Annotated in this window: 22 protein-coding genes and 1 riboswitch; of the genes, 12 read left to right on the top strand and 10 right to left on the bottom strand. The window is 71.6% G+C overall.

What is annotated here, in order from left to right; all coding sequences use genetic code 11:
* Positions 1-19: 19 nt before the first annotated feature.
* Positions 20-1,471, top strand: coding sequence for a catalase (locus ACIQK6_RS22965; protein ID WP_329099141.1), 1,452 nt, complete (start codon positions 20-22; stop codon positions 1,469-1,471).
* Between the two features lie 69 nt (positions 1,472-1,540).
* Here the strand turns inward: ACIQK6_RS22965 and ACIQK6_RS22960 are convergent, their stop codons facing one another.
* Complete coding sequence (locus ACIQK6_RS22960) at positions 1,541-1,933, bottom strand: CBS domain-containing protein (protein WP_329099139.1); 393 nt, start codon at positions 1,931-1,933, stop codon at positions 1,541-1,543.
* A gap of 169 nt (positions 1,934-2,102) precedes the next feature.
* Complete coding sequence (hisN, locus tag ACIQK6_RS22955; RefSeq protein ID WP_329099138.1) at positions 2,103-2,906, bottom strand: histidinol-phosphatase; 804 nt, start codon at positions 2,904-2,906, stop codon at positions 2,103-2,105.
* A 125-nt stretch (positions 2,907-3,031) separates the two neighbouring features.
* Between hisN and ACIQK6_RS22950 the strand changes: the two genes are divergently transcribed.
* Entirely contained in the window at positions 3,032-3,574 is a 543-nt protein-coding gene (locus ACIQK6_RS22950; protein WP_266604721.1) for a TetR/AcrR family transcriptional regulator, read from the top strand.
* Here the strand turns inward: ACIQK6_RS22950 and ACIQK6_RS22945 are convergent.
* The 4 genes from ACIQK6_RS22945 to ACIQK6_RS22930 form a co-directional block, all read right to left on the bottom strand.
* Positions 3,540-3,863 (bottom strand): multidrug efflux SMR transporter, encoded by a 324-nt coding sequence (locus ACIQK6_RS22945; RefSeq protein ID WP_329099136.1) that lies wholly within the window; start codon positions 3,861-3,863, stop codon positions 3,540-3,542. The two genes, ACIQK6_RS22950 and ACIQK6_RS22945, sit on opposite strands and share 35 nt — an antisense overlap.
* A 103-nt stretch (positions 3,864-3,966) precedes the next feature.
* On the bottom strand, positions 3,967-4,977 hold the full coding sequence (rsgA, locus tag ACIQK6_RS22940; RefSeq protein WP_329099135.1) for a ribosome small subunit-dependent GTPase A: 1,011 nt from the start codon (positions 4,975-4,977) through the stop codon (positions 3,967-3,969).
* 8 nt (positions 4,978-4,985) lie between these two features.
* A complete protein-coding gene (aroA, locus tag ACIQK6_RS22935; RefSeq protein ID WP_329099134.1) occupies positions 4,986-6,359 on the bottom strand; it encodes a 3-phosphoshikimate 1-carboxyvinyltransferase in 1,374 nt (457 codons plus the stop codon).
* A gap of 64 nt (positions 6,360-6,423) precedes the next feature.
* Positions 6,424-7,137: a M50 family metallopeptidase gene (locus ACIQK6_RS22930; RefSeq protein ID WP_329099133.1), complete on the bottom strand. Its 714-nt coding sequence runs from the start codon at positions 7,135-7,137 to the stop codon at positions 6,424-6,426.
* A 53-nt stretch (positions 7,138-7,190) separates the two neighbouring features.
* Here ACIQK6_RS22930 and ACIQK6_RS22925 point away from each other — a divergent pair, with 53 nt between their 5' ends.
* The 8 genes from ACIQK6_RS22925 to def all read left to right on the top strand — a co-directional run bounded on the left by ACIQK6_RS22925 (position 7,191) and on the right by def (position 14,715).
* Positions 7,191-8,009, top strand: a complete 819-nt coding sequence (locus tag ACIQK6_RS22925) for an SOS response-associated peptidase (protein WP_329099132.1) — start codon at positions 7,191-7,193, stop codon at positions 8,007-8,009.
* A gap of 19 nt (positions 8,010-8,028) precedes the next feature.
* The gene (locus tag ACIQK6_RS22920) at positions 8,029-8,679 is read left to right on the top strand and encodes an alpha/beta family hydrolase (RefSeq protein ID WP_329099131.1); all 651 of its coding nucleotides are present in this window, start codon (positions 8,029-8,031) and stop codon (positions 8,677-8,679) included.
* 307 nt (positions 8,680-8,986) lie between these two features.
* On the top strand, positions 8,987-9,631 hold the full coding sequence (locus ACIQK6_RS22915) for a sigma-70 family RNA polymerase sigma factor (RefSeq protein WP_030012983.1): 645 nt from the start codon (positions 8,987-8,989) through the stop codon (positions 9,629-9,631).
* Positions 9,628-9,933 (top strand): mycothiol system anti-sigma-R factor, encoded by a 306-nt coding sequence (gene rsrA, locus ACIQK6_RS22910; RefSeq protein ID WP_030012982.1) that lies wholly within the window; start codon positions 9,628-9,630, stop codon positions 9,931-9,933. The genes ACIQK6_RS22915 and rsrA overlap by 4 nt, the downstream gene beginning before the upstream one ends.
* Before the next feature lie 200 nt (positions 9,934-10,133).
* Positions 10,134-11,621 carry an HD-GYP domain-containing protein gene (locus ACIQK6_RS22905; protein ID WP_402695353.1) on the top strand — a complete coding sequence of 496 codons (1,488 nt, stop codon included), beginning with the start codon at positions 10,134-10,136 and terminating at the stop codon, positions 11,619-11,621.
* Positions 11,618-12,877, top strand: a complete 1,260-nt coding sequence (locus tag ACIQK6_RS22900) for an HD domain-containing protein (RefSeq protein WP_329099129.1) — start codon at positions 11,618-11,620, stop codon at positions 12,875-12,877. Before ACIQK6_RS22905 ends, ACIQK6_RS22900 begins: the two co-directional genes overlap by 4 nt.
* A gap of 130 nt (positions 12,878-13,007) precedes the next feature.
* Complete coding sequence (locus ACIQK6_RS22895; protein ID WP_329099128.1) at positions 13,008-13,997, top strand: hypothetical protein; 990 nt, start codon at positions 13,008-13,010, stop codon at positions 13,995-13,997.
* Positions 13,998-14,079: 82 nt separating this feature from the next.
* Positions 14,080-14,715 carry a peptide deformylase gene (gene def, locus ACIQK6_RS22890; protein ID WP_329099127.1) on the top strand — a complete coding sequence of 212 codons (636 nt, stop codon included), beginning with the start codon at positions 14,080-14,082 and terminating at the stop codon, positions 14,713-14,715.
* 5 nt (positions 14,716-14,720) lie between these two features.
* On the opposite strand, the gene ACIQK6_RS22885 is transcribed toward def, so the two are convergent.
* Positions 14,721-15,686 carry a helix-turn-helix domain-containing protein gene (locus ACIQK6_RS22885; RefSeq protein ID WP_329099126.1) on the bottom strand — a complete coding sequence of 322 codons (966 nt, stop codon included), beginning with the start codon at positions 15,684-15,686 and terminating at the stop codon, positions 14,721-14,723.
* 81 nt (positions 15,687-15,767) lie between these two features.
* On the opposite strand from ACIQK6_RS22885, the gene ACIQK6_RS22880 reads away from it, so the two are divergent.
* Positions 15,768-15,995, top strand: a complete 228-nt coding sequence (locus tag ACIQK6_RS22880; protein ID WP_329099125.1) for a hypothetical protein — start codon at positions 15,768-15,770, stop codon at positions 15,993-15,995.
* Between the two features lie 90 nt (positions 15,996-16,085).
* On the opposite strand, the gene ACIQK6_RS22875 is transcribed toward ACIQK6_RS22880, so the two are convergent.
* From ACIQK6_RS22875 to ACIQK6_RS22865, 3 genes are all read right to left on the bottom strand, one after another.
* Positions 16,086-17,102, bottom strand: a complete 1,017-nt coding sequence (locus ACIQK6_RS22875; RefSeq protein WP_030385960.1) for a ribonucleotide-diphosphate reductase subunit beta — start codon at positions 17,100-17,102, stop codon at positions 16,086-16,088.
* Positions 17,102-19,480 carry a ribonucleoside-diphosphate reductase subunit alpha gene (locus tag ACIQK6_RS22870; RefSeq protein ID WP_402695352.1) on the bottom strand — a complete coding sequence of 793 codons (2,379 nt, stop codon included), beginning with the start codon at positions 19,478-19,480 and terminating at the stop codon, positions 17,102-17,104. The genes ACIQK6_RS22875 and ACIQK6_RS22870 overlap by 1 nt, the downstream gene beginning before the upstream one ends.
* A 142-nt stretch (positions 19,481-19,622) precedes the next feature.
* A riboswitch (cobalamin riboswitch) is annotated at positions 19,623-19,752 on the bottom strand.
* Between the two features lie 44 nt (positions 19,753-19,796).
* Positions 19,797-20,294: a GNAT family N-acetyltransferase gene (locus ACIQK6_RS22865; protein ID WP_329099122.1), complete on the bottom strand. Its 498-nt coding sequence runs from the start codon at positions 20,292-20,294 to the stop codon at positions 19,797-19,799.
* A 78-nt stretch (positions 20,295-20,372) separates the two neighbouring features.
* On the opposite strand from ACIQK6_RS22865, the gene ACIQK6_RS22860 reads away from it, so the two are divergent.
* On the top strand, positions 20,373-20,957 hold the full coding sequence (locus ACIQK6_RS22860; protein WP_329099121.1) for a Uma2 family endonuclease: 585 nt from the start codon (positions 20,373-20,375) through the stop codon (positions 20,955-20,957).
* The last annotated feature ends 118 nt before the right edge of the window (positions 20,958-21,075 follow it).

Raw genomic sequence — 21,075 nt, 5'->3', positions numbered from 1 at the left:
GACGACGCAGGAGGCGCACGTGACGCAGGGACCGCTCACCACGGAGGCCGGAGCGCCGGTTGCCGACAACCAGAACAGCGAGACCGCCGGCGTCGGCGGCCCCGTTCTGGTCCAGGACCAGCTGCTGCTCGAGAAGCTCGCGCACTTCAACCGCGAGCGCATCCCGGAGCGCGTGGTGCACGCCCGCGGCGCCGGTGCGTACGGCACCTTCACGCTGACCCGCGACGTCTCGCAGTGGACCCGGGCCAAGTTCCTGTCCGAGGTCGGCAAGGAGACCGAGACCTTCCTGCGCTTCTCCACCGTCGCCGGCAACCTCGGCAGCGCCGACGCGGTCCGCGACCCCCGCGGCTGGGCGCTGAAGTTCTACACCGAAGAGGGCAACTACGACCTCGTCGGCAACAACACCCCGGTGTTCTTCATCAAGGACGCCATCAAGTTCCCCGACTTCATCCACACCCAGAAGCGCGACCCGTACACGGGCTCGCAGGAGGCGGACAACGTCTGGGACTTCTGGGGTCTGTCGCCCGAGTCGACCCACCAGGTGACCTGGCTGTTCGGTGACCGGGGCATCCCGGCGTCCTACCGCCACATGAACGGCTACGGCTCGCACACGTTCCAGTGGAACAACGAGGCCGGCGAGGTCTTCTGGGTCAAGTACCACTTCAAGACCGACCAGGGCATCAAGAACCTCACCCAGGCCGAGGCCAACCAGCTCGCCGGCGAGGACCCCGACTCGCACCAGCGCGACCTGCGCGAGTCCATCGAGCGCGGCGACTTCCCGACCTGGACCGTGCAGGTCCAGATCATGCCCGCGGCCGAGGCGGCCCAGTACCGCTTCAACCCGTTCGACCTCACCAAGGTGTGGCCGCACGAGGACTACCCGCCGATCGAGATCGGCAAGCTGGAGCTCAACCGCAACCCGGAGAACGTCTTCGCCGAGGTCGAGCAGTCCATCTTCAGCCCGGCGCACTTCGTCCCCGGCATCGGCCCGTCCCCGGACAAGATGCTCCAGGGCCGCCTCTTCGGCTACGGCGACGCCCACCGCTACCGCGTCGGCATCAACGCCGACCACCTGCCGGTGAACCGCCCGCACGCCACCGAGGCGCGCACCAACTCCCGCGACGGCTACCTGTACGACGGCCGCCACAAGGGCGCGAAGAACTACGAGCCGAACAGCTTCGGCGGCCCGCACCAGACGGACCGCCCGCTGTGGCAGCCCATCGACGTGACCGGTGGCACGGGCAACCACGCCGCCGCCGTCCACGGCGAGGACAACGACTTCGTCCAGGCGGGCAACCTCTACCGCCTGTACTCGGAGGACGAGAAGTCCCGTCTGATCGAGAACCTGTCCGGCTTCATCGCCAAGGTCTCCCGCGACGACATCGTCGAGCGCGCGATCAACAACTTCCGTCAGGCGGACGGTGACTTCGGCAAGCGGCTCGAAGCCGCGGTCCAGGCCCTCCGCGGCTGACACGGAGCGCTTGCCGTAGCAGTACGCCGGGCCGCAGCCCTCCTCGGAGGGCTGCGGCCCGGCGTCGTTTCACGCGGCGACCGTGCGTCGCGCCGGGACCCAGCAACGGATGACGTCGCGCACGGACACGATGCCGACGGGTCCGCCGTGCTCCAGCACGATCAGGTGCCGGAAACCGCCGTGGGTCATGGCCTCGGCGGCTTCCTGCACGGTGGCCTCCGGGGTGCAGAACACGACGTTGTTGGTGGTGTGCGCTCCCACGGACTCCCGGTCCGGGTCGTGCCCCGCGCCGATCGAGTTGAGGATGTCGCGCTCGGTCAGGATGCCGATTCCGCTGTGGTCGGGGTCGAGGACGACGGCCGCGCCGACGCGCCGGCCGGACATCAGGCAGGCTGCCTGTCGGAGGGTGTGTGCGGGTCCGAGGGTGAGGATCACGGTGCTCATGGCGTCACGGACGAGCATGAAGAGAGCCACCTCCTGGGGTGAGTCCCCCGCCTGGGTGGGTGCGACTGCGGAGCCGCCTCAAGAGAAACGGTTCACAAGCGCACAAGCGTGGGGAGTATCAGATTCCCACGGACCCGCAGGGCCGACAAGAAGGCGCGGGACGGAGCGCGAACAGCGCGCGGCGGGCTCAGGCGCGCGGACGCAGCAGGTCCAGCATCTCCTCGTGGAGCAGTCCGTTCGAGGCGGCTGCGTTCCCGCCGTGCACCCCGTCCACGCCGTCCAGGCTGGTGAAGCGGCCGCCCGCCTCCTGGACCACGACCGCGATGGCCGCCATGTCCCAGAGGTTGAGTTCGGGTTCGGCGCACAGGTCCAGCGAGCCCTCCGCGACCATCATGTACGGCCAGAAGTCCCCGTAGCCGCGGGTCCGCCAGCACGCCCGGGTCAGGTCCAGGAACCCGGCCAGCCGGCCCTGCTCCTCCCAGCCGCTCAGGGAGGAGTACGCGAACGAGGCGTCGCCCAGCCCGCCCACCTTCGACACGCCGATGGCGCCGGTCTCGCCGAGGGCGCCGCCCGCGTACGCGCCCCCGCCCCTGGTCGCCCACCAGCGGCGGCCCAGCGCCGGTGCGGACACCACGCCGACCACCGGGCGGAACTCGCCGTCGGGGTCCTGGGCCATCAGGGAGATCAGGGTCGCCCAGACGGGGACCCCGCGCACGTAGTTCTTCGTGCCGTCGATCGGGTCCACCACCCAGCGGCGCGGACCGCTGCCCTCGAGCCCGTACTCCTCGCCGAGGACGGCGTCGTCCGGCCGCGCGGCCGTGATTCCGGCCCGGATGATCTCCTCGGCGGCCTTGTCCGCCTCGCTCACCGGGGTCATGTCCGGCTTCGTCTCGACCTGCAGGTCGAGGGCGCGGAAGCGCTCCATCGTGGCGGCGTCCGCCGCGTCGGCGAGTTCGAGGGCAAGGCGCAGGTCATCGTCATACTCGGGCATGCCCGAACAGTATCGAGACTCCCGGAGCCCGACCAACGCTGTCCACGGTACGGCCCCGACGCGCCCTTGACAGGATCTGGCGGCCCGTCAACTCTGACCGGAGGGAACCGAACGGGGAGGCGCGGATGCCGGCAGCCCGGGAGTCCTTGCTGGAGGCGGCGGGAGCGGCGCTCTCGGCGCGCCCCTGGCCGGACGTGCGCATGGTCGACGTGGCCGCCGCGGCGGGAGTGTCCCGGCAGACCCTCTACAACGAGTTCGGCGGCAAGGCGGGCCTGGGTCGCGCCCTGGTCCGCCGCGAGGCCGACCGCTACCTCGACGGGGTCGACCGGGCCCTGTCCGTTCCGGCCCAGGCCGCCGAGCGGCTCGCCGCCGTCGCGGAGTGGACCGTACGGGCGGCCCGCGCGCAGCCCCTCGTACGGGCCCTGCTCACCGGTGCCTGGGACGCGGGCCTGCCCGCGGCGGGCGGCCGGGCACCCGGGCCCGGCGAGCTGGCCCGGGCCGTCCGGGACCGGGCGGCCGCCGCGCTGACGCCGGGGGAGGGCCCGCAGCGCTGCGAACTCGCCGTGCGCCTCGCCCTCTCCTACGTGATCGCCCCGGGGGAGGAGTCGGGGTCGGGCGAGCTGCGCAGGCTGCTCAGTGCGCCGACCCGGACAACTGGAGCCCGATGACGCCCAGGATGACCAGCGAGATCGAGACGAGTTTGAGGGTGGAGACCAGGTCGCCGAGGAAGACCATGCCGTAGATCGCCGTACCGGCGGCGCCGATGCCCGTCCACACCGCGTACGCCGGTCCCACGTCCAGCTTCTTGAGCGCCAGGGTCAGCAGCCCGAAGCTGCCGAGGGCGAAGCAGGCGAAGGCGATGGTCGGCCACAGCCGGGTGAATCCGTGGGAGAGCTTGAGGCAGACCGCAAATCCGGTTTCCAGGAGTCCCGCGACCACGACCAGCAGCCACGCCATGTCGAATGCCTCCCCGCGTCACGTGACATCGCGTCACTTGGTGCGATTATGCATTTATCCAGACACGGCCCTCGACAAACGCGGCCGGACCTTCGCCGGACGGTCAGTCGCCCTCGCGCCGCTCGCGCGTCTCCAGCAGCCGGCGCAGCGAATACAGCCGCGCCGGGTCCGCGTGGCCGTCCTCCACCCACTTGTCGAGCGCGCAGTCCGGCTCGTCGTGGCTGCACGCGCGCGGGCACTCCTCGGTGCCCGGCACCAGGTCCGGGAAGGCCAGGATCACCCGGGACGGGTCCACGTGGTGCAGGCCGAAGGAGCGCACGCCCGGGGTGTCGATGACCCAGCCGTCGCCGCTCGGCAGCGGCAGCGCGAGCGCCGAGGTGGTGGTGTGCCGACCGCGGCCGGTCACCGCGTTGACGTGCCCGGTGGCTCGCTGGCGGCCCTCGGCGACCAGCGAGTTCACCAGGGTGGTCTTGCCGACGCCCGAGTGTCCGACGAAGGCCGTGATGCGGCCGTCGAGCCGCTCGCGCACCCGGTCCGCCGCGTCACCCGTGGCCAGCTCCTCCCGGTTGGTCACCACGTAGTTCACGCCGAGCGTCGCGTAGATCTCCAGGATCTTGTCCGCGGAGGTCAGGTCGGACTTGGTGAGCACCAGCAGCGGTTCCAGCCCGGCGTCGTACGCCGCCACCAGGCAGCGGTCGATCATCCGGGGCCGCGGCTCCGGGTCGGCCAGGGCCGTGACGATGGCCAGCTGGTCCGCGTTGGCGACGACCACCCGCTCGTACGGGTCGTCGTCGTCGGCGGTGCGCCGCAGGACGGACTTGCGCTCCTCGATCCGCACGATGCGGGCCAGCGTGTCCTTCTTGCCGGACAGGTCACCGACGATCCAGACCCGGTCGCCGACCACCGCCGCCTTGCGGCCCAGCTCGCGGGCCTTCATCGCGTGTACCGAGCGGCCCTCGACCAGACAAGTCAGCCGGCCGCGGTCCACCGTGAGGACGAAGCCCTCGGCCGCGTCCTCGTGCTTGGGCCGGATGCTCGTCCGCGGCCGGTTGCCCTTGGGGTTCGGGCGCTGGCGGATGTCGTCCTCGTCGGTGTGCTTGCCGTACCTGCGCATGACGGGCCCTACGCTCCCGCACCCGCTCCGGGTGCCCCGGAGCCACCGGCGTCCCCGGCGAGCATGTCCGTCCACATCTTCGGGAAGTCCGGCAGGGTCTTCGCGGTCGTCGCCACGTTCTCGATCTGCACGCCTTCGACCGCCAGGCCGATCACCGCACCCGCGGTGGCCATCCGGTGGTCGTCGTACGTGTGGAAGGTGCCGCCGTGCATCCGGCGCGGCCGGATGCACAGGCCGTCCGCGGTCTCGGTGACATCGCCGCCGAGCGCGTTGATCTCATTGGTCAGCGCGGCCAGCCGGTCCGTCTCGTGCAGCCGCAGGTGCGCGACGCCGCGCAGCACCGAATCGGAGTCGGCCAGGGCGGCCACGGCCGCGATGCCCGGGGTGAGCTCGCCGACCTCGCTCAGGTCCACGTCGATGCCGTGGATCTTGCCGGTGCCGGTGAACACCAGGCCCGCGTCGGTCAGCTCGCAGGAGCCGCCCATCTCGGTGAAGATCCGGCGCAGCGCGTCGCCCGGCTGGGTGGTGCGGCGCGGCCAGTCGGGGATGGTCACCGTACCGCCGGTGATCAGGGCCGCGGCCAGGAAGGGCTGCGCGTTGGAGAGGTCAGGTTCCACGACCATGTCGCGGCCCAACAGCGCCCCGGGGGCCACCCGCCAGACGTCCTTCTCGCCGCCCGCCTCGGGGGTGTCGACCTGGGCGCCCGCCGCGCGCAGCATCTCCACGGTCATCCGGATGTGCGGCATCGACGGCAGCTTGCCGCCCACGTGCCGGACCTCGACACCCTGGTTGAACCGCGGGGCGGACAGCAGCAGGGCGGAGACGAACTGCGAGGAGTTACTGGCGTCGATCTCGACGGTGCCGCCCTCCAGGGCCCCGCCGCCCTGGACGGTCATGGGCAGCGCGCCCCGGCCGTCGTCGTCGATCCGGGCGCCGAGCGCGCGCAGGGCGGTGATGACCTGGCCGAGCGGGCGCTCGTAGGAGCGCGGGTCGCCGTCGAAGCGGATGTCGCCGTCGGCGAGGGTGGCGACGGGCGGCAGGAAGCGCATGACCGTGCCCGCGTTGCCGACGTCCACGGTCGTCGGGCCGTGCAGGGCCGCCGGGATGATCCGCCAGGCCTCGCCGCCCGCACCGTCACTGGCGGAGCTGGACGAGACGGTTTCCTCAATGCCGACGCCCAGCGCACGCAGCGCGTCGGACATCAGCTGCGAGTCGCGCGAGCGCAGCGGACGGCGCACCCAGCCGGGCTCGGCGGCGAGCGCGGCGAGCACGAGGGCCCGGTTGGTGACCGATTTGGAGCCCGGCACCGTGACGGTGGCGTGGACGGTCCCGTCGGCGAGCGGAGCGGGCCAGAGGGCGGGGAGCGCGGGGGTCTCGGTCATGGCCACCACTTTAGTGGCTTCCCCCGACCCCAGATCTTGATCCCGGCCCCGTCTCAGGGAGCGGTCACAGGGCGAGCAGCCAACGGGCCCCGCCGATCAGCGAGCACAGCGCGACGACGTGGAAGAAGAGCAACCACACCACCGGGTGCAGGTGCGTGAGCCGGCCGAGCTGGTCGGCGTCGGAATCGGGGGCCCCGCCGCCCCGGCGCTTGGCCCCCAGCTCGAAGACCGGCCGGACCCCGCCGAACAGCAGGAACCAAACGACCAAGTAGGCGAAACCGGCCTGGACCCCGGCCGGGGCCAGCCAGGACACCAGCAGGAAGGTTCCGCCGGTCAGTACCACCGTCAGTGCCCCGTACGCGTTCCGGATCATCACCAGCATCGCCACCAGCAGGGCGGTGGCCACCCACAGCAGCAGCGTGATCCGGTGCGCGGACAGCAACGCCGCCCCGCCCAGCCCGAGCAGCGAGGGCGCCGTGTACCCGCCCGCGGCGGTCAGGATCATCCCCAGCCCGGTCGGCTTGCCCCGGCTGACGGTGACCCCGCTGGTGTCCGAGTGCAGCCGTATCCCGCTCAGCCGCCGCCCGGTCAGCAGCGCCAACAGCCCGTGCCCGCCCTCGTGCGCGATGGTGACGGCGTTGCGCGAGAGCCGCCACAGCGGGCGGGGCCCCACCGCGGCCGCCGCGACGAGCCCCGTCACGATCACCAGCCACAGGTCGGGCGAGGCCTGTATGCCCGTGAGCCGGTCCCACAGACCGGCGGTCGTGCTGCTGTCCATAAGGTGGCGGACTCCTTGCGGTGAGGTGCGGGCGACATGGCAGTGTGACAGCCATGTGCGGACGGTATGCGGCGAGTCGTAGGCCCGAGGACCTCGTGGAGGCCTTCGGCATCGAGAGGTGGGAGCCGGAGGAGGCCCTGGCCCCCGACTTCAACGTGGCGCCGACGAAAGAGGTCCACGTGGTCCTCGACCGTCCCCTCAAAGACGCCCCGCACTCCCGTCCGGTTCGCCAGCTGCGCGTCCTGAAGTGGGGGCTGGTCCCCTCCTGGGCCCAGAACCCCGACGGCGCCGCGCGGATGATCAACGCCCGGTCCGAGACCCTGCACGAGAAGCCCTCCTTCCGCCGGCCCTTCGCGCAGCGCCGCTGCATCGTCCCCGCCGACGGCTACTACGAGTGGGTCACCGCCCACGACGAGCGGCAGCTGGAGGTGGAGGGCAAGAAGAAGCGGGCCCGCAAACAGCCCTACTTCGTGCTCCCCTCCGACGGCTCCGTCTTCGCCATGGCCGGCATATACGAGTTCTGGCGCGACCGGACCCTGCCCGACGACCACCCGCTCTCCTGGTGGGTCACCTGCTCGGTGATCACCACCGAGGCCGAGGCCGGCCCCCTGGGCGCGGCCCCCGCCGAGGGACCGCGCTCGCTCGCCGACATCCACCCGCGGATGCCGCTGATGCTGACCCCGGACCGCTGGGACGCCTGGCTGGACCCGGCGAACACCGACACCGAGGGCTCGCTGAGGGAGCTGCTCGCCCCGCCGCCCGGCGGGCTGATGCGGGCCTACCCGGTCTCGACCGCCGTGAGCAACGTGCGCAACAACGGCCCGGAGCTGCTGACGGAGCTGGCCGCGCCGGAGGAGGGCACCCTCTTCTGACCCGGGCAGGATGGGACGCATGACCACGCGTACCGAGAGCGTCGACACCACGGCGGGCGAGGCCCGCATCACCTGGCACCCGGCGCCGGAGCCGAGGCTCGTGCTCGCCGTGAGCCACGGCGCCGGCGGCGGCATCGAGGCCCGGGACCTCCGGGCACTGGCCGCCGCCCTGCCCGCCCGCGGAATCACGGTGGCCCTGGTCGAACAACCCTGGCGGGTCGCCGGGAAGAAGGTCGCCGCCGCGCCCAAGGTGCTGGACGAGGGCTGGCGCGGGCTGTGGCCGGCGCTCACGGAGCCCAGGCTGCCGGTCGTCGCGGGCGGGCGCAGCGCCGGGGCCCGGGTGGCCTGCCGGACCGCCGCCGAGCTGGGAGCAGCCGGGGTACTGGCACTGGCCTTCCCGCTGCACCCGCCGGGCCGGCCGGAGAAGTCCCGCGCCGACGAGCTCACCGGGGCCGGCCGGCCCGCCCTCGTGGTCCAGGGCGGCCGGGACCCCTTCGGGCGGCCCGAGGAGTTCCCGCCACCGAGCGCGCAGGACCCGTACGAGCTCGTGGAGGTGGCGTACGCCGATCACGGCTTCGCGGTGCCGAAGAAGGCGGACACCACCCAGGAGGAAGCGCTCCTGACGATCACCGAAGCGGTGGGGGAGTGGCTCGCGCGGCTCTCCGTCTGAGGCCGCCCGCCGGCCGCGTCCCGGGGAAAGCCGGAAAGCCGAAAAGCCGAAAAGCCTTCCGGCGCCCGGGAATGCGCCGCCCGCCCCTTCTGTTGTCTCGGATGTCGGAACGTAGGGGAACTCGTCGGAGGAGAGGGAGCGCATGACCCAGGTCATCAGCCAGAACCGTCGGCAGGCCGCTGACCTGGACTGGACGGTGCTGCCGGCACCCAAGCGCGGCTCGCTTCGGGCGGCGGAGGGCCGGGAAGGTCGACTATTCTCCGATTCGAGCGGATCCGCTTTCGGAGCCGCCACGCTGTCGGAGGAGGTGGGTCCTGTCGCTGGGACCGACGAAGGCCACGCGGAGGAGACGACCCTGGAGCGCAATGCGCGCTTCGAACGGGACGCCCTCGGCTACCTCGACCAGATGTACTCGGCCGCGCTGCGCATGACGCGCAATCCGGCCGACGCCGAGGACCTGGTCCAGGAGACGTACGCGAAGGCGTACGCGTCCTTCCACCAGTTCCGCGAGGGCACCAACCTGAAGGCGTGGCTCTACCGCATCCTGACGAACACCTTCATCAACTCCTACCGCAAGAAGCAGCGCGAGCCCCAGCGCAGCGCAGCGGAGGAGATCGAGGACTGGCAGCTGGCGCGCGCCGAGTCGCACATGTCGACCGGACTGCGCTCCGCCGAGTCGCAGGCGCTCGACCACCTGCCGGATTCTGACGTGAAGGAAGCCCTGCAGGCCATTCCGGAGGAGTTCCGCATCGCGGTCTACCTTGCCGACGTAGAGGGCTTTGCGTACAAGGAGATCGCGGACATCATGGGTACACCCATCGGTACGGTCATGTCGCGACTGCACCGTGGCCGCCGTCAACTCCGCGGAATGCTGGAGGACTATGCCCGTGAGCGCGGGCTGGTTCCCGCGGGCGCGGGAGAGTCGAACGACCGGAAAGGCTCGGACTCATGAGTTGCGGAGAGCCGCACGAGACAGAGTGCTCTGAGGTCCTGGATCACCTGTACGAGTTCCTCGATCAGGAGATGCCGGACAGTGACTGCACGAAGTTCGAGACGCATTTCGGCGAGTGCAATCCCTGCCTGGAGAAGTACGGCCTCGAACAGGCCGTGAAGAAGCTGGTCAAGCGCTGCTGCGGGTCGGACGACGTGCCGACCGACCTGCGGTCGAAGGTGATGGGCCGGATCGAACTGATCAGGTCCGGTCAGGCGGTTCCCGACCATGACGTCACCGCCGACAATCCCGCTCCCGGCTGACCCGCGCCGGTGACCGGCTAGACGACGGAACACCCGCCCCCGGAAGAGCAGTTCATTCACCCGAATGTGCTAATCCGGGGGCGTCCGCATGGCCCAATGCCGAAATGTGGCCCACCTCGCTCCGGGCCCCACCTATTCTCCCCATTCGGTGCTGGCTCGATTCAGCAGCCGGTGTGCACGGCACAGGGGAGGAGAGCGCCATGCGGGCACTTCCGCCGGGGGCGCGCGGATTCATCCTGTGCGCCGTTCTCGCTGCCGTCGCGTGCACCACCCCCGCCCTCACGGATTCCGGTACGCCCTGGGCGGCCGTGGCCCTGCTCGCCGTGCTCTACCTCGGTGGCGAACTCCTCAAGGCCTGCCCGCCGCTGCGCAGCCGGGTGCCGGAGGGCATCGGCCCCTTCTTCCCCGTGGTCCTCGCCGCCGTCTTCCTGCTGCCGCCCGCCGCCGCCGCGCTCGTGGCCCTGCCCGGAGGGCTCGCGGGCACCGTCGTCCAGCGACCCGCCCGGGTGCGCCGTCTGTGGCACGGCGCACAGCAGGCGACAGCGGCCTGGGTCGCGGGCCAGGCCTACGGGCTGCTGCGCGGCCCGGCCACACTCAGCTCCGGGCCCCTCGTAGGACCGGCCGACTTCCCCTCCGTGCTGCTTCCCGCGACGGCCGCGGCCATCGCCTTCTGCTTGGTGCTCACCGTCCTCGACGGCGGTATCCTGGCCGTCGCCGAACGCCGCCCGGCCGCCACCGCCTGGCGCGGGCTCCTGACCTCATCCCTCGCCCCGCACTGCGTCCACGGCCTCGCCGGCCTGATGATGGCCGTCATGTGGCGCAGCCCCTACGGGCCCCCGGCCGCGCTGCTCGTCCTGCTGCCGATGTACATCTCCTGCTGGGTCTTCGCCCAGTACCACCGCGAGCGCACCGCCCACCAGGCGACCATCCGCGCCCTCGTCCAGGCCGTCGACATCAAGGACCGCTACACACGGGGTCACAGCGAACGGGTCGGTCAGGCCTCCACGATGATCGCCCGCGAGCTGGGCATGACGGAGGACCGGCTGGAGACGGTCCGCATCGCCGGGATCCTGCACGACGTGGGCAAACTCGGCGTCCCGACCCGGCTGCTGCGCAAGGACGGGCCGCTCACCCCGCAGGAGCGCCGGATCATCGAACTGCACCCCGAGTACGGGCACGAGATGGTGCGCGGCATCGGCTTCCTCGGCGAGGCTCGGTCCGCGATCCTGCACCACCACGAGCGCGTCGACGGCTCCGGTTATCCGTACGGCCTGACCGGTGAGCAGATCCCGGTACTGGCCCGGGTCGTGGCGGTCGCGGACGCCTTCGACGCGATGACCTCGACCCGCTCGTACAGCCGGGCCCGCCCGGTGCCGGTCGCCCTGGCGGAGCTGGAACGGTGCGCGGGGGTGCAGTTCGACCCCTCGATGGTGCGGGCGCTGGTCGACGCGATCGGCCGGACCGGCTGGCACCCGGTGGTGACCTCGGACGAGGACCTCCAGGTGATCCCGGCGGCTGCCGCTGCCGCTTCCGCGGGGCCGGTGCCGGTGCCCTCGGCCCTGGCCGGGATGCCGGAACAGGGCTCCCGTCCGGTCGCAGCGGCCCCACCGCCGGACAGGGTCCCCGCGGCCCCCGGCCCCGCCGGCGGGGCCGGGCTGGACGCGGACGGCACCGGGGCGGGCGGATGAGGGGCCCGGCCGCGTGGACCGTGCGGGGGGCCGCCGGGGTGCTCACCGCCGCCGCACTCGGCCACACCCTGTGGACCGGCCTCGCCGAGCCCGGCGCCGCCCTCGCCTTCGCCGCCCTGATCACCGTAGGGGAGGTCGCCCGCCGGGACCGCCAGGACCCCCTCGGCCGCCACCCCGCACCGCTCGGCTCCGCCGGAGCCCTGGCCTACGCCCTGCTCGGCCAGAACGCCGGACAGCCCACCCACCACGGGGTGCTCCAGACCGTCGCGGTCGTCGTCGCGGCCGTCCTCCCCGGGATCGTCCCGCACATCGCCCGCGGCCGCGGCCCCGCCCTCGACCACCTGTCCCGCCGGGTGCTCACGGTCGCCTTCGCCGCCGCCTGTTTCCAGCCGCTCTACAACTCGGGCCGACTGGAGCAGTGGGTCGGCCAGGGCCCGTACCTCGTCGGCTTCCTGCTCTTCCTCCTCGGCCTCACCGCCCTGTGCGACGCCGTGCTCGCCGCCGCCCTCGCCGGGGCCCGGACCGGGCGGCCGTACGGCCCGCTGCTCCACGACGAACTGCGCTCCCAGCTCGGCGTCGGCTCGGCCATCTGTGCCACCGGGGTCGTGATGGCGCTCGGCGCGGCCGTCGCGGGCCTGTGGGCCATCACCGTCTTCAGCGTGCCGCTGCTGCTGACCCAGCTGTCCTTCCACCGGATCACCGCGATCCGCACCACCTACCGCCAGACCATCACCTCGCTGGCCCGCGCCACCGAGATCGCCGGCTGCACCCGGCCGGGCCACTCCCGCCGGGTGGCCGCCCTGAGCTGCGCCGTCGGCCGGGAGCTGGGCCTGTCGGAGCGGGAGCTCACGGTGCTGGAGTACGCCGCCCTGATGCACGACATCGGGCAGCTCTCCCTCGTCGACCCGGTCCCGGACGGGGCCACGGCCGGGCTGCCCGACGGTGAAGCCCGCCGGATCGCCGAGCTGGGCGGGGAGGTGGCCCGGCAGACCGGGGTGCCGGCCGAGGTCGCCGTGGTGGTGGAGCGGCAGGCGGATCCGTACCGTGAGCAGCCCACGGCGGCCCGGATCGTGCGTACGGTGAACGCGTACGACGATTTGGTCGGCGGGAGCCGTCACCCGGCTGGCTCACTGGCCGCCCTGGAGCGGCTCCGTCTGGGCACCGGGCATGATTACCAGCCGGAGGTCGTGGAGTGCCTGGCAAGGGTTCTGGCCAGGGGCGGACGTGGCAGAGTGGTGCCCGTCCCGCCTGGGTAACCCATGGGTAATGAGCGGCCGTCCGAGTGGGCATGGTTGGATGCCAGTAAGAGGGACCGTAGGAGTGTCCGCAAGGCTGCACCGTTGTCCCCAGCAACCGCTGGGAGGTGCCCCCAGGCAGGCGGGAATCGTGAGGATCTTCGGGAAGGTACGGCATCGGCCCTCCGCCTCGTGGCGGCAGGCCACCGACCGCGCGTTCACGCTGATCGGCGACGGTCGGTACGAGGACGCGGGCGCGCTGCTGACCAGAGCGGCGGACCTGGAGCCCTGGCTGTCCGAGTCCTGGTTCAATCTGGCCCTGCTGCACAAGTTCCGGCACGACTGGGAGCAGGCGCGGGCCGCCGGGCTGCGTGCCGTGGCCCTGCTGGACCGTGAGACGGGCGCCCCGGACTGGTGGAACGTGGGGATCGCCGCCACCGCGCTGCAGGACTGGCCGCTGGCCCGGCGGGCCTGGCAGGCGTACGGGCTGAAGGTGCCCGGGGACGCGGCGGGGGCGAGCGAGCCGGTCGGGATGGAGCTCGGCAGCGCCGCCGTTCGGCTCTCGCCCGAGGGCGAGGCCGAGGTGGTCTGGGGCCGCCGGCTGGACCCGGCCCGGCTGGAGGTCCTGTCGATCCCGCTGCCCTCCTCGGGGCGGCGCTGGGGCGAGGTCGTGCTCCACGACGGGGTCCCGCACGGCGAGCGGATGACCGCCGCCGGGCCCTCCTACCCCGTGTTCGACGAGATCGAGCTGTGGGCGCCGTCCCCGGTGCCGACCTGGGTGGTGCTGCTGGAGGCGGCCACCGAGGCGGACCGCGACGCGCTGGAGCAGCTGGCCTCGGACGCCGGATTCGCCGCCGAGGACTGGTCCTCGTCGGTGCGGCTGCTGTGCCGGACCTGCTCGGAGAGCGAGATGCCGAGCGACGAGGGCGACGGTGAGCAGCACCTCGATCCGCACGACCACAGCGAGCCGGGCCATCCCGGACCGCTCGGGCACCGTACGGCCGGCTCCGGCTCCCTGTGGGTCCCCGAGCGCGAGTGCGGGATCGCGGCACCGGCCGGTCTGGTGCGCGGACTGCTCGACGGCTGGGTCGCGGACAGCCCGGATACCAGGGAGTGGCGGGATCTCGAAGAAGTCTGCTGACCCGGGGCCGTAGGCTGTACGGGCACATCGGTGGCCACCACGGCCATCGGTGACCGGCACTTACGGAAGGCGTACGGCGGACATGGCGCAGCAGGAGAACGAGGTTGTCGAGGGCGTGAACGACGGGTACGTCGTGGACACCGAGGACTGTGAGGCGCGCGAGCTCGCCCACCGTCAGCGCGGCACGGCCCGTCCGATCACCGTGGTCGGCAACCCGGTCCTGCACCGGGAGTGCAAGGACGTCACCGAGTTCGGCGACGAACTGGCGCAGCTGATCGACGACATGTTCGCCAGCCAGAAGGCCGCCGAGGGCGTCGGCCTGGCCGCGAACCAGATCGGCGTGGACGCCAAGGTCTTCGTCTACGACTGCCCGGACGACGACGGCAAGCGGCACACCGGTGTCGTCGTCAACCCGAAGCTGATCGAGCTGCCGGCCGGCGCGCGGGTGCTGGACGACTCGAACGAGGGCTGCCTGTCGGTCCCGACGGCGTACGCCTCGCTGGCCCGCCCGGACTACGCCGAGGTCGAGGGCCAGGACGCGCAGGGCAACCCGATCAAGGTGCGCGGCACCGGCTACTTCGCCCGCTGCCTGCAGCACGAGACCGACCACCTGTACGGCTACCTCTACATCGACCGCCTCTCGAAGCGCGACCGCAAGGACGCCCTCCGCCAGATGGAAGAGGGCACCCCGCGCTACGAGACCGTCCCCAACGCCTGATCGGCCTAGGCGGCCTGCGGGCCCCGGAAGGCGCGCCGGAACGAGTTCGGCGTGGTGCCCAGGGTCCGCAGGAAGTGATGGCGCAGGGCCGCCGCGTTGCCGAAGCCGCAGCGGCCGGCGATCGCGTCCACCGTCTCGCCGGTCGACTCCAGCAGCTCCTGCGCCAGCAGGACCCGCTGGCGCAGCACCCACTTGTACGGGGTGGTGCCGGTCTCCTGGAGGAAGCGGCGGGCGAAGGTCCGCGGGGACATGTGCGCGCGCTCCGCGAGCTGCTCGACGGTGATCTCCTCGTCCAGGTGGCGGGCCATCCACTCGATCACCTCGCCCACCGTGTCACAGGCCGTGCGCGGCAACGGTCGCTGGATGAACTGGGCCTGTCCGCCGTCCCGGTGCGGCGGTACGACCATCCTGCGCGCGATGATGTTGGCCACCTCGGCCCCGTGTTCCTGGCGGACCACGTGCAGGCACGCGTCGATGCCCGAGGCCGTGCCGGCGGCAGTGATCACCGAACCCTCGTCCACGTAGAGCACGTCCGGGTCGACGACGGCCCGCGGGAAGCGGCGGGTCAGGGCCGCGGCGTGCATCCAGTGCGTGGTGCACCGGCGGCCGTCCAGCAGCCCGGCGGCGCCGAGGACGTAGGCCCCGCTGCACACGCTGAGGACCCGTGCACCCCGGTCCACGGCCCGGCGCAGGGCCGCCAGCAGCGGCTCGGGATAGATGCGTGCGGCGGCGTCACCGGCGGCCGGCAGACAGACGAGGTCGGCCTCCTCCAGTCGCTCCAGTCCGTGCGCGGGGGTGATCCCGAAAGCGCCCCCGCCCACGGTCAGGGGCCCGTCCTCCGCCGCGCACACGGCGAAGTCGTACACCGGTACGCCCATGTCACTGCGATCGATTCCGAACACCTCGCAGAAGATCCCCAGCTCGAAGGGGGCGACTCCGTCGACGAGGGCCACGGCCACGTTGTTCAGCATGACCCCAGTGTGGCAGTAATTCGGTCTTCTATGACAGTACTGCCACTGTCGATCATGGGCGATCAGGCGGACAGTAGAGCTATGACCACCTTCGTGAACTACCTCGCCGTCCTCGCCATCGCCGCCCTCCTGCTCGGGCCCAGCCTGTACGGGATCCTGCGCGACCGGCGGATCGACCAGCAGATCCGGGCCGTCGCGACCCGGCTCGTGTGGCTCCCCCGCCAGCGTGCGGGCGGCCTCCCGCCCACCCCGCGCCGGCGCACCTTCCGGCCCTCCGCCCGCAGGTACTGGGGCCCCATCGCCCACTGACCACCGGGGAACGCGAGAAGCCGGGACACGGAAACCCCGCATCCCGGCTCCCCGGTCACTTCCCCGGAACCCCTTGACGTACGTGAAGTACTAGAAGTCCTCGTCCAGGTCCACCGTGCCCTCGACCGCGACCTGGTAGGCCGACGGACGGCGCTCGAAGAAGTTCGTCAGCTCCTGCACGCCCTGCAGCTCCATGAAGGAGAACGGGTTCTGCGAGCCGTACACCGGCGGGAAGCCCAGACGGACCAGGCGCTGGTCCGCGACGCACTCCAGGTACTCGCGCATCGACTCGGTGTTCATGCCCGGCAGGCCGTCACCGCACAGGTCGCGGCCGAACTGCAGCTCCGCCTCCACGGCCTCCTTGAGCATGTCGGTGACCTGCTGCTGGAGGGCGTCGTCGAAGAGCTCCGGCTCCTCCTTGCGGACCGTGTCCACGACCTCGAAGGCGAAGTTCATGTGCATGGTCTCGTCACGGAAGACCCAGTTGGTGCCGGTGGCCAGGCCGTGCAGCAGACCGCGCGAGCGGAACCAGTACACGTACGCGAAGGCGCCGTAGAAGAACAGGCCCTCGATGCACGCGGCGAAGCAGATCAGGTTCAGCAGGAAGCGGCGGCGGTCGGCGGCCGTCTCCAGCCGGTCGATCTTCTCGACCGAGTCCATCCACTTGAAGCAGAACTGCGCCTTCTCGCGGATGGAGGGGATCTCCTCGACCGCGTCGAAGGCCGCCGCGCGGTCGTCCGGGTCGGGCAGGTAGGTGTCGAGCAGCGTCAGGTAGAACTGGACGTGCACGGCCTCCTCGAACAGCTGGCGCGACAGGTACAGGCGCGCCTCCGGGGAGTTGATGTGCTTGTAGAGCGTCAGCACCAGGTTGTTCGAGACGATCGAGTCGCCCGTCGCGAAGAACGCGACCAGTCGGCCGATCATGTGCTGCTCGGAGGGCGTCAGCTTCGCGAGGTCCGCGACGTCCGAGTGGAGGTCGACCTCCTCGACGGTCCAGGTGTTCTTGATCGCGTCCCGGTAGCGCTCGTAGAAGTCCGGGTAGCGCATCGGGCGCAGCGTGAGCTCGAAGCCCGGGTCCAGGAGGTTCTTGTTGTCGTTGGAGCTCATTACTGGCAGGCCTCGCAGGACTCGGGGTTCTCAAGGGAGCAGGCCAGCGCCTCGGCGTCGGCGACCGCCTGCGGCAGCTCGACGGGGGTGGCCGCCTGCGCGGCGCGGGCGATCTTCGTCGCCGGGCGCGAACGCAGGTAGTAGGTGGTCTTCAGACCCTGCTTCCAGGCGTACGCGTACATCGAGCTGAGCTTGCCGATGGTGGGCGTCTCCAGGAACAGGTTCAGCGACTGCGACTGGTCGAGGAACGGCGTACGGGCCGCCGCCATGTCGATCAGACCGCGCTGCGGGATCTCCCACGCCGTGCGGTACAGCTCGCGGACCTCGGCCGGGATCCAGCCGAAGCCCTGGACCGAGCCGGAGGAGTCGCGCAGCGCCTCGCGGGTCTGGGCGTCCCACACGCCGAGCTGCTTCAGCTCCTCCACCAGGTAGCCGTTCACCTGGAGGAACTCACCGCTGAGCGTCTCGCGCTTGAAGAGGTTGGAGACCTGCGGCTCGATGCACTCGTACACGCCGGCGATCGAGGCGATCGTGGCCGTCGGGGCGATGGCCAGGAGCAGGGAGTTGCGCATGCCGGTCTCGGCGACGCGGGTGCGCAGCGCATCCCAGCGCTCCGGCCAGTTCAGCTCGACGTCGTAGTGGTCGGGGTGCAGGACACCGCGGGCGGTACGGGTCTGCTCCCAGGCCGGGAGCGGGCCGCTGCGCTCGGCGAGGTCGCAGGAGGCCTCGTAGGCGGCCAGCATGATGCGCTCGGAGAGCTTGGTGGACAGGGCCTTCGCCTCGGGAGAGTCGAAGGGCAGCTTCAGCTTGAAGAAGACGTCCTGGAGGCCCATCGCGCCCAGGCCCACCGGGCGCCAGCGGGCGTTGGAGCGGCCGGCCTGCTCGGTCGGGTAGAAGTTGATGTCCACGACGCGGTCGAGGAAGGTGACGGCCGTGCGGACGGTCTCGTCGATCCGCTCCCAGTCGATCTCGCCGTCCACGACGAACGCGCCCAGGTTGACCGAACCGAGGTTGCAGACGGCCGTCTCGCCGTCGTTGGTGACCTCGATGATTTCGGTGCACAGGTTCGAGGAGTGCACGACGGTGCCCGGCTCGGCCGTCTGGTTCGCCGTGCGGTTGGAGGCGTCCTTGAAGGTCATCCAGCCCTGGCCGGTCTGCGCGAGGGTGCGCATCATCCGGCCGTACAGGTCGCGCGCCGGCATGGTCTTGCGGGCCAGGCCGTCCGCCTCGGCCTTGCGGTAGGCGGCGTCGAACTCGTCGCCCCACAGGTCGACCAGCTCGGGCACGTCGGCCGGGGAGAACAGCGACCACTCGGCGTCTGCGTTCACGCGGCGCATGAACTCGTCCGGCACCCAGTGGGCCAGGTTCAGGTTGTGGGTGCGGCGCTGGTCCTCACCGGTGTTGTCGCGGAGCTCCAGGAACTCCTCGATGTCCGCGTGCCAGGTCTCCAGGTAGACGGCGGCGGCGCCCTTGCGGCGGCCACCCTGGTTCACGGCGGCGACGGAGGCGTCGAGGGTCTTCAGGAACGGCACGATGCCGTTGGAGTGGCCGTTGGTGCCGCGGATCAGCGAACCGCGGGCGCGGATGCGGGAGTACGAGAGGCCGATGCCGCCGGCGTGCTTGGACAGGCGCGCGACCTGGTGGTAGCGGTCGTAGATCGAGTCGAGCTCGTCCAGCGGGGAGTCCAGCAGGTAGCAGGAGGACATCTGCGGGTGCCGGGTGCCGGAGTTGAAGAGCGTGGGGGAGGACGGCAGGTAGTCCAGGCGGCTCATCAGCCGGTACAGCGAGGCCACTTCCTCCACTGCCTGGACGCTCTCGTCGGCGGCCAGGCCGCAGGCCACGCGCAGCATGAAGTACTGCGGGGTCTCGATGACCTGACGGGTGATCGGGTGGCGCAGCAGGTAGCGGCTGTGCAGGGTGCGCAGACCGAAGAAGCCGAAGCGGTCGTCGGCGCCCTCGGCGAGGGTCAGCTCGACGAGCGAGTCGAGCCGGGCCGCGTGGGTGCGGACGAACTCGGCGGTGCGGTCGGCGATGAGGCCCTCGCGGTGGCCGACCTCGACGGAGGCCGAGAAGGAGGTGGAGCCCTGGCTCGCGGCCTCGTCGCGCACGGCCAGCGTCAGCAGGCGGGCGGCGAGCCGGGAGTAGGCCGGGTCCTCCGAGATCAGACCGGCGGCGGCCTCCGTGGCCAGCCCGCGCAGTTCGGCGTCGTCGGCCGCGGAGCTGCGGCCGCGCAGCGCGGAGGCCGCGACCCGGCCGGGGTCGGTGTCGGGGAGGTCCGCCGTCAGTTCGGTGAGGGTACGCAGCAGCGTGGCCCCCGGGCCCTCGGTGTTGTCGCCAGAAGTGGACTCGGCGCGCGGTGCGGAAGGCGCGATGGTCACGGCGGGAGCTCTCCCTCGCTCGGCCCGGTCATCGGCGGGGCGGGGCGCGAGCGGGCGCACGCGGGCGCGACGAGAACGCGTACCCCGCATGGCGTCCACCGGCCCAACCGCGAGGCCCGGACGAATCGGCACCCGGTTCGGTCGAGCCGGGCGCGCTGTCGGCAGGTCATCGGACTTGGCGTCCGGTAGCCGGACACTTCATACCGTTGCGGGACAGTTCCGGATTCGCACCGGATTCCCCTGCAGCGACAGCAGGCATGAGCATACATGTGGGGGCGGCCCTGTGCGGTAACCCCCACATGTAGTGTCGGCGTGGCTACAGCTTGAGCCGGTAAGTGAGGAGTGTCAGGCCCTCGATCGGCGCCCAATCCCGCCCCGGAGTGCGTACGAAGCCCAGGCGCGCGTAGATCCGATGGGCGCCGGCCATGCTGCGCTGGGTGGACAGGGCCAGGCCGCGCACGCCCTCCACGGCCCGCGCCCGCTCGATGCAAGCCCGCACCAGAGCCTCGCCGACGCCCTGGCCGCGCGCCTCGTGGGCCACCGCGAGCATCCGGAACTCCGCCTCGTCGGGGGCCGCGACGTCGGCGAGCGGACTGCCCGGAGCGGCGAACGTCACACCGCCCAGCAACCGTCCGTCCCGCTCGGCGACGAGCACCTCGGCCCGGGCGGCCCGGCCGGCCACGTCGCGCAGCACGTTCAGGTAGGCGTCGTCCTCGTTGAAGTCCAGGTGCCCGTCGGCGAGGTAGGCCCGCGCCGTGATCTCGCCCAGCTCCGCGTAGTCGGCGGGCACCGCCGTTCTGATCACCATGTCCATGCGGTCGAGTGTGCAGGACGGGTGTCCACGCCCGGCGCTATCGTCGGAAGCAGCACCGTCGAGGAAGGTGAGCGAGGCATGACCGTGATGACCGACCGCCCCCACATGCTGACCGAGGAGTTCGAGACCCTCGCGCGTATAGGCGCCAGAGAGGTGGAGGGGCTGCGGTTGGAATTCATCGATGGGAAGCTGGGGGTTAAGGCGGTGCCGGACGGGGACCACGGACTGATCATCGAGTGGCTCATGCGCATCTGCATCCAGCATCGTCCTGAGCTCTTCCTCTATGGCGAGCAAGGTTTGCAGGTGCAGCAGTATCGCGATGGGCGTGCCCGGCCGGATGGGGTCCTGGCGCCGAGCGGCTTCATGAAGGCGCAGGGCGAGTGGGTTGCCCCGGACGCTGTTCTGATGGTCGTGGAGGTCACTTCGTACGACTCCGACACCGACCGCCGTGACCGGATCGAGAAGCCGCGGGCCTTCGCCGAGACCGGCATTCCCGTCTATCTGCTGATCGACAGGGACAGCTGTGAGGTCTCGGTCCACAGTGAACCCGACGGGCATCGGTACGAGACCGTCCGCACCGTCCCCTTCGGCAAGGACGTCAAGCTCCCCGACCCCGTCGGCATCACCCTCCCGACCGAGCCCCTCAAGGACTGGGTGCGCTGACCACGGCCGAGGGGCCCCCCCCCCGGGGGGGGGGGGGGGCCCCCCCCCCCCCCCCCCCCCCCCCCCCCCCCCCCGGGGGCGGCCCCCCGCCCGGCGCGGCGGGGCCGGGGGAAGGGGC

The organism is Streptomyces sp. NPDC091682 (assembly GCF_044756625.1).
In the GTDB taxonomy this organism is placed as follows: domain Bacteria; phylum Actinomycetota; class Actinomycetes; order Streptomycetales; family Streptomycetaceae; genus Streptomyces.
This window is presented reverse-complemented; position numbering and strand designations above follow the sequence as displayed.

Coding starts and splice junctions, on each gene's coding strand:
- rsrA (WP_030012982.1), top strand. CDS start 9,628: ATGAGTTGCGGAGAGCCGCACGAGACAGAGTGCTCTGAGGTCCTGGAT.
- ACIQK6_RS22880 (WP_329099125.1), top strand. CDS start 15,768: ATGACCACCTTCGTGAACTACCTCGCCGTCCTCGCCATCGCCGCCCTC.
- ACIQK6_RS22925 (WP_329099132.1), top strand. CDS start 7,191: ATGTGCGGACGGTATGCGGCGAGTCGTAGGCCCGAGGACCTCGTGGAG.
- ACIQK6_RS22945 (WP_329099136.1), bottom strand. CDS start 3,863: ATGGCGTGGCTGCTGGTCGTGGTCGCGGGACTCCTGGAAACCGGATTT.
- ACIQK6_RS22920 (WP_329099131.1), top strand. CDS start 8,029: ATGACCACGCGTACCGAGAGCGTCGACACCACGGCGGGCGAGGCCCGC.
- ACIQK6_RS22900 (WP_329099129.1), top strand. CDS start 11,618: ATGAGGGGCCCGGCCGCGTGGACCGTGCGGGGGGCCGCCGGGGTGCTC.
- ACIQK6_RS22860 (WP_329099121.1), top strand. CDS start 20,373: ATGACCGTGATGACCGACCGCCCCCACATGCTGACCGAGGAGTTCGAG.
- rsgA (WP_329099135.1), bottom strand. CDS start 4,977: ATGCGCAGGTACGGCAAGCACACCGACGAGGACGACATCCGCCAGCGC.
- ACIQK6_RS22905 (WP_402695353.1), top strand. CDS start 10,134: ATGCGGGCACTTCCGCCGGGGGCGCGCGGATTCATCCTGTGCGCCGTT.
- def (WP_329099127.1), top strand. CDS start 14,080: ATGGCGCAGCAGGAGAACGAGGTTGTCGAGGGCGTGAACGACGGGTAC.
- ACIQK6_RS22960 (WP_329099139.1), bottom strand. CDS start 1,933: ATGCTCGTCCGTGACGCCATGAGCACCGTGATCCTCACCCTCGGACCC.
- ACIQK6_RS22875 (WP_030385960.1), bottom strand. CDS start 17,102: ATGAGCTCCAACGACAACAAGAACCTCCTGGACCCGGGCTTCGAGCTC.
- ACIQK6_RS22930 (WP_329099133.1), bottom strand. CDS start 7,137: ATGGACAGCAGCACGACCGCCGGTCTGTGGGACCGGCTCACGGGCATA.
- ACIQK6_RS22885 (WP_329099126.1), bottom strand. CDS start 15,686: ATGCTGAACAACGTGGCCGTGGCCCTCGTCGACGGAGTCGCCCCCTTC.
- ACIQK6_RS22865 (WP_329099122.1), bottom strand. CDS start 20,294: ATGGACATGGTGATCAGAACGGCGGTGCCCGCCGACTACGCGGAGCTG.
- aroA (WP_329099134.1), bottom strand. CDS start 6,359: ATGACCGAGACCCCCGCGCTCCCCGCCCTCTGGCCCGCTCCGCTCGCC.
- hisN (WP_329099138.1), bottom strand. CDS start 2,906: ATGCCCGAGTATGACGATGACCTGCGCCTTGCCCTCGAACTCGCCGAC.
- ACIQK6_RS22950 (WP_266604721.1), top strand. CDS start 3,032: ATGCCGGCAGCCCGGGAGTCCTTGCTGGAGGCGGCGGGAGCGGCGCTC.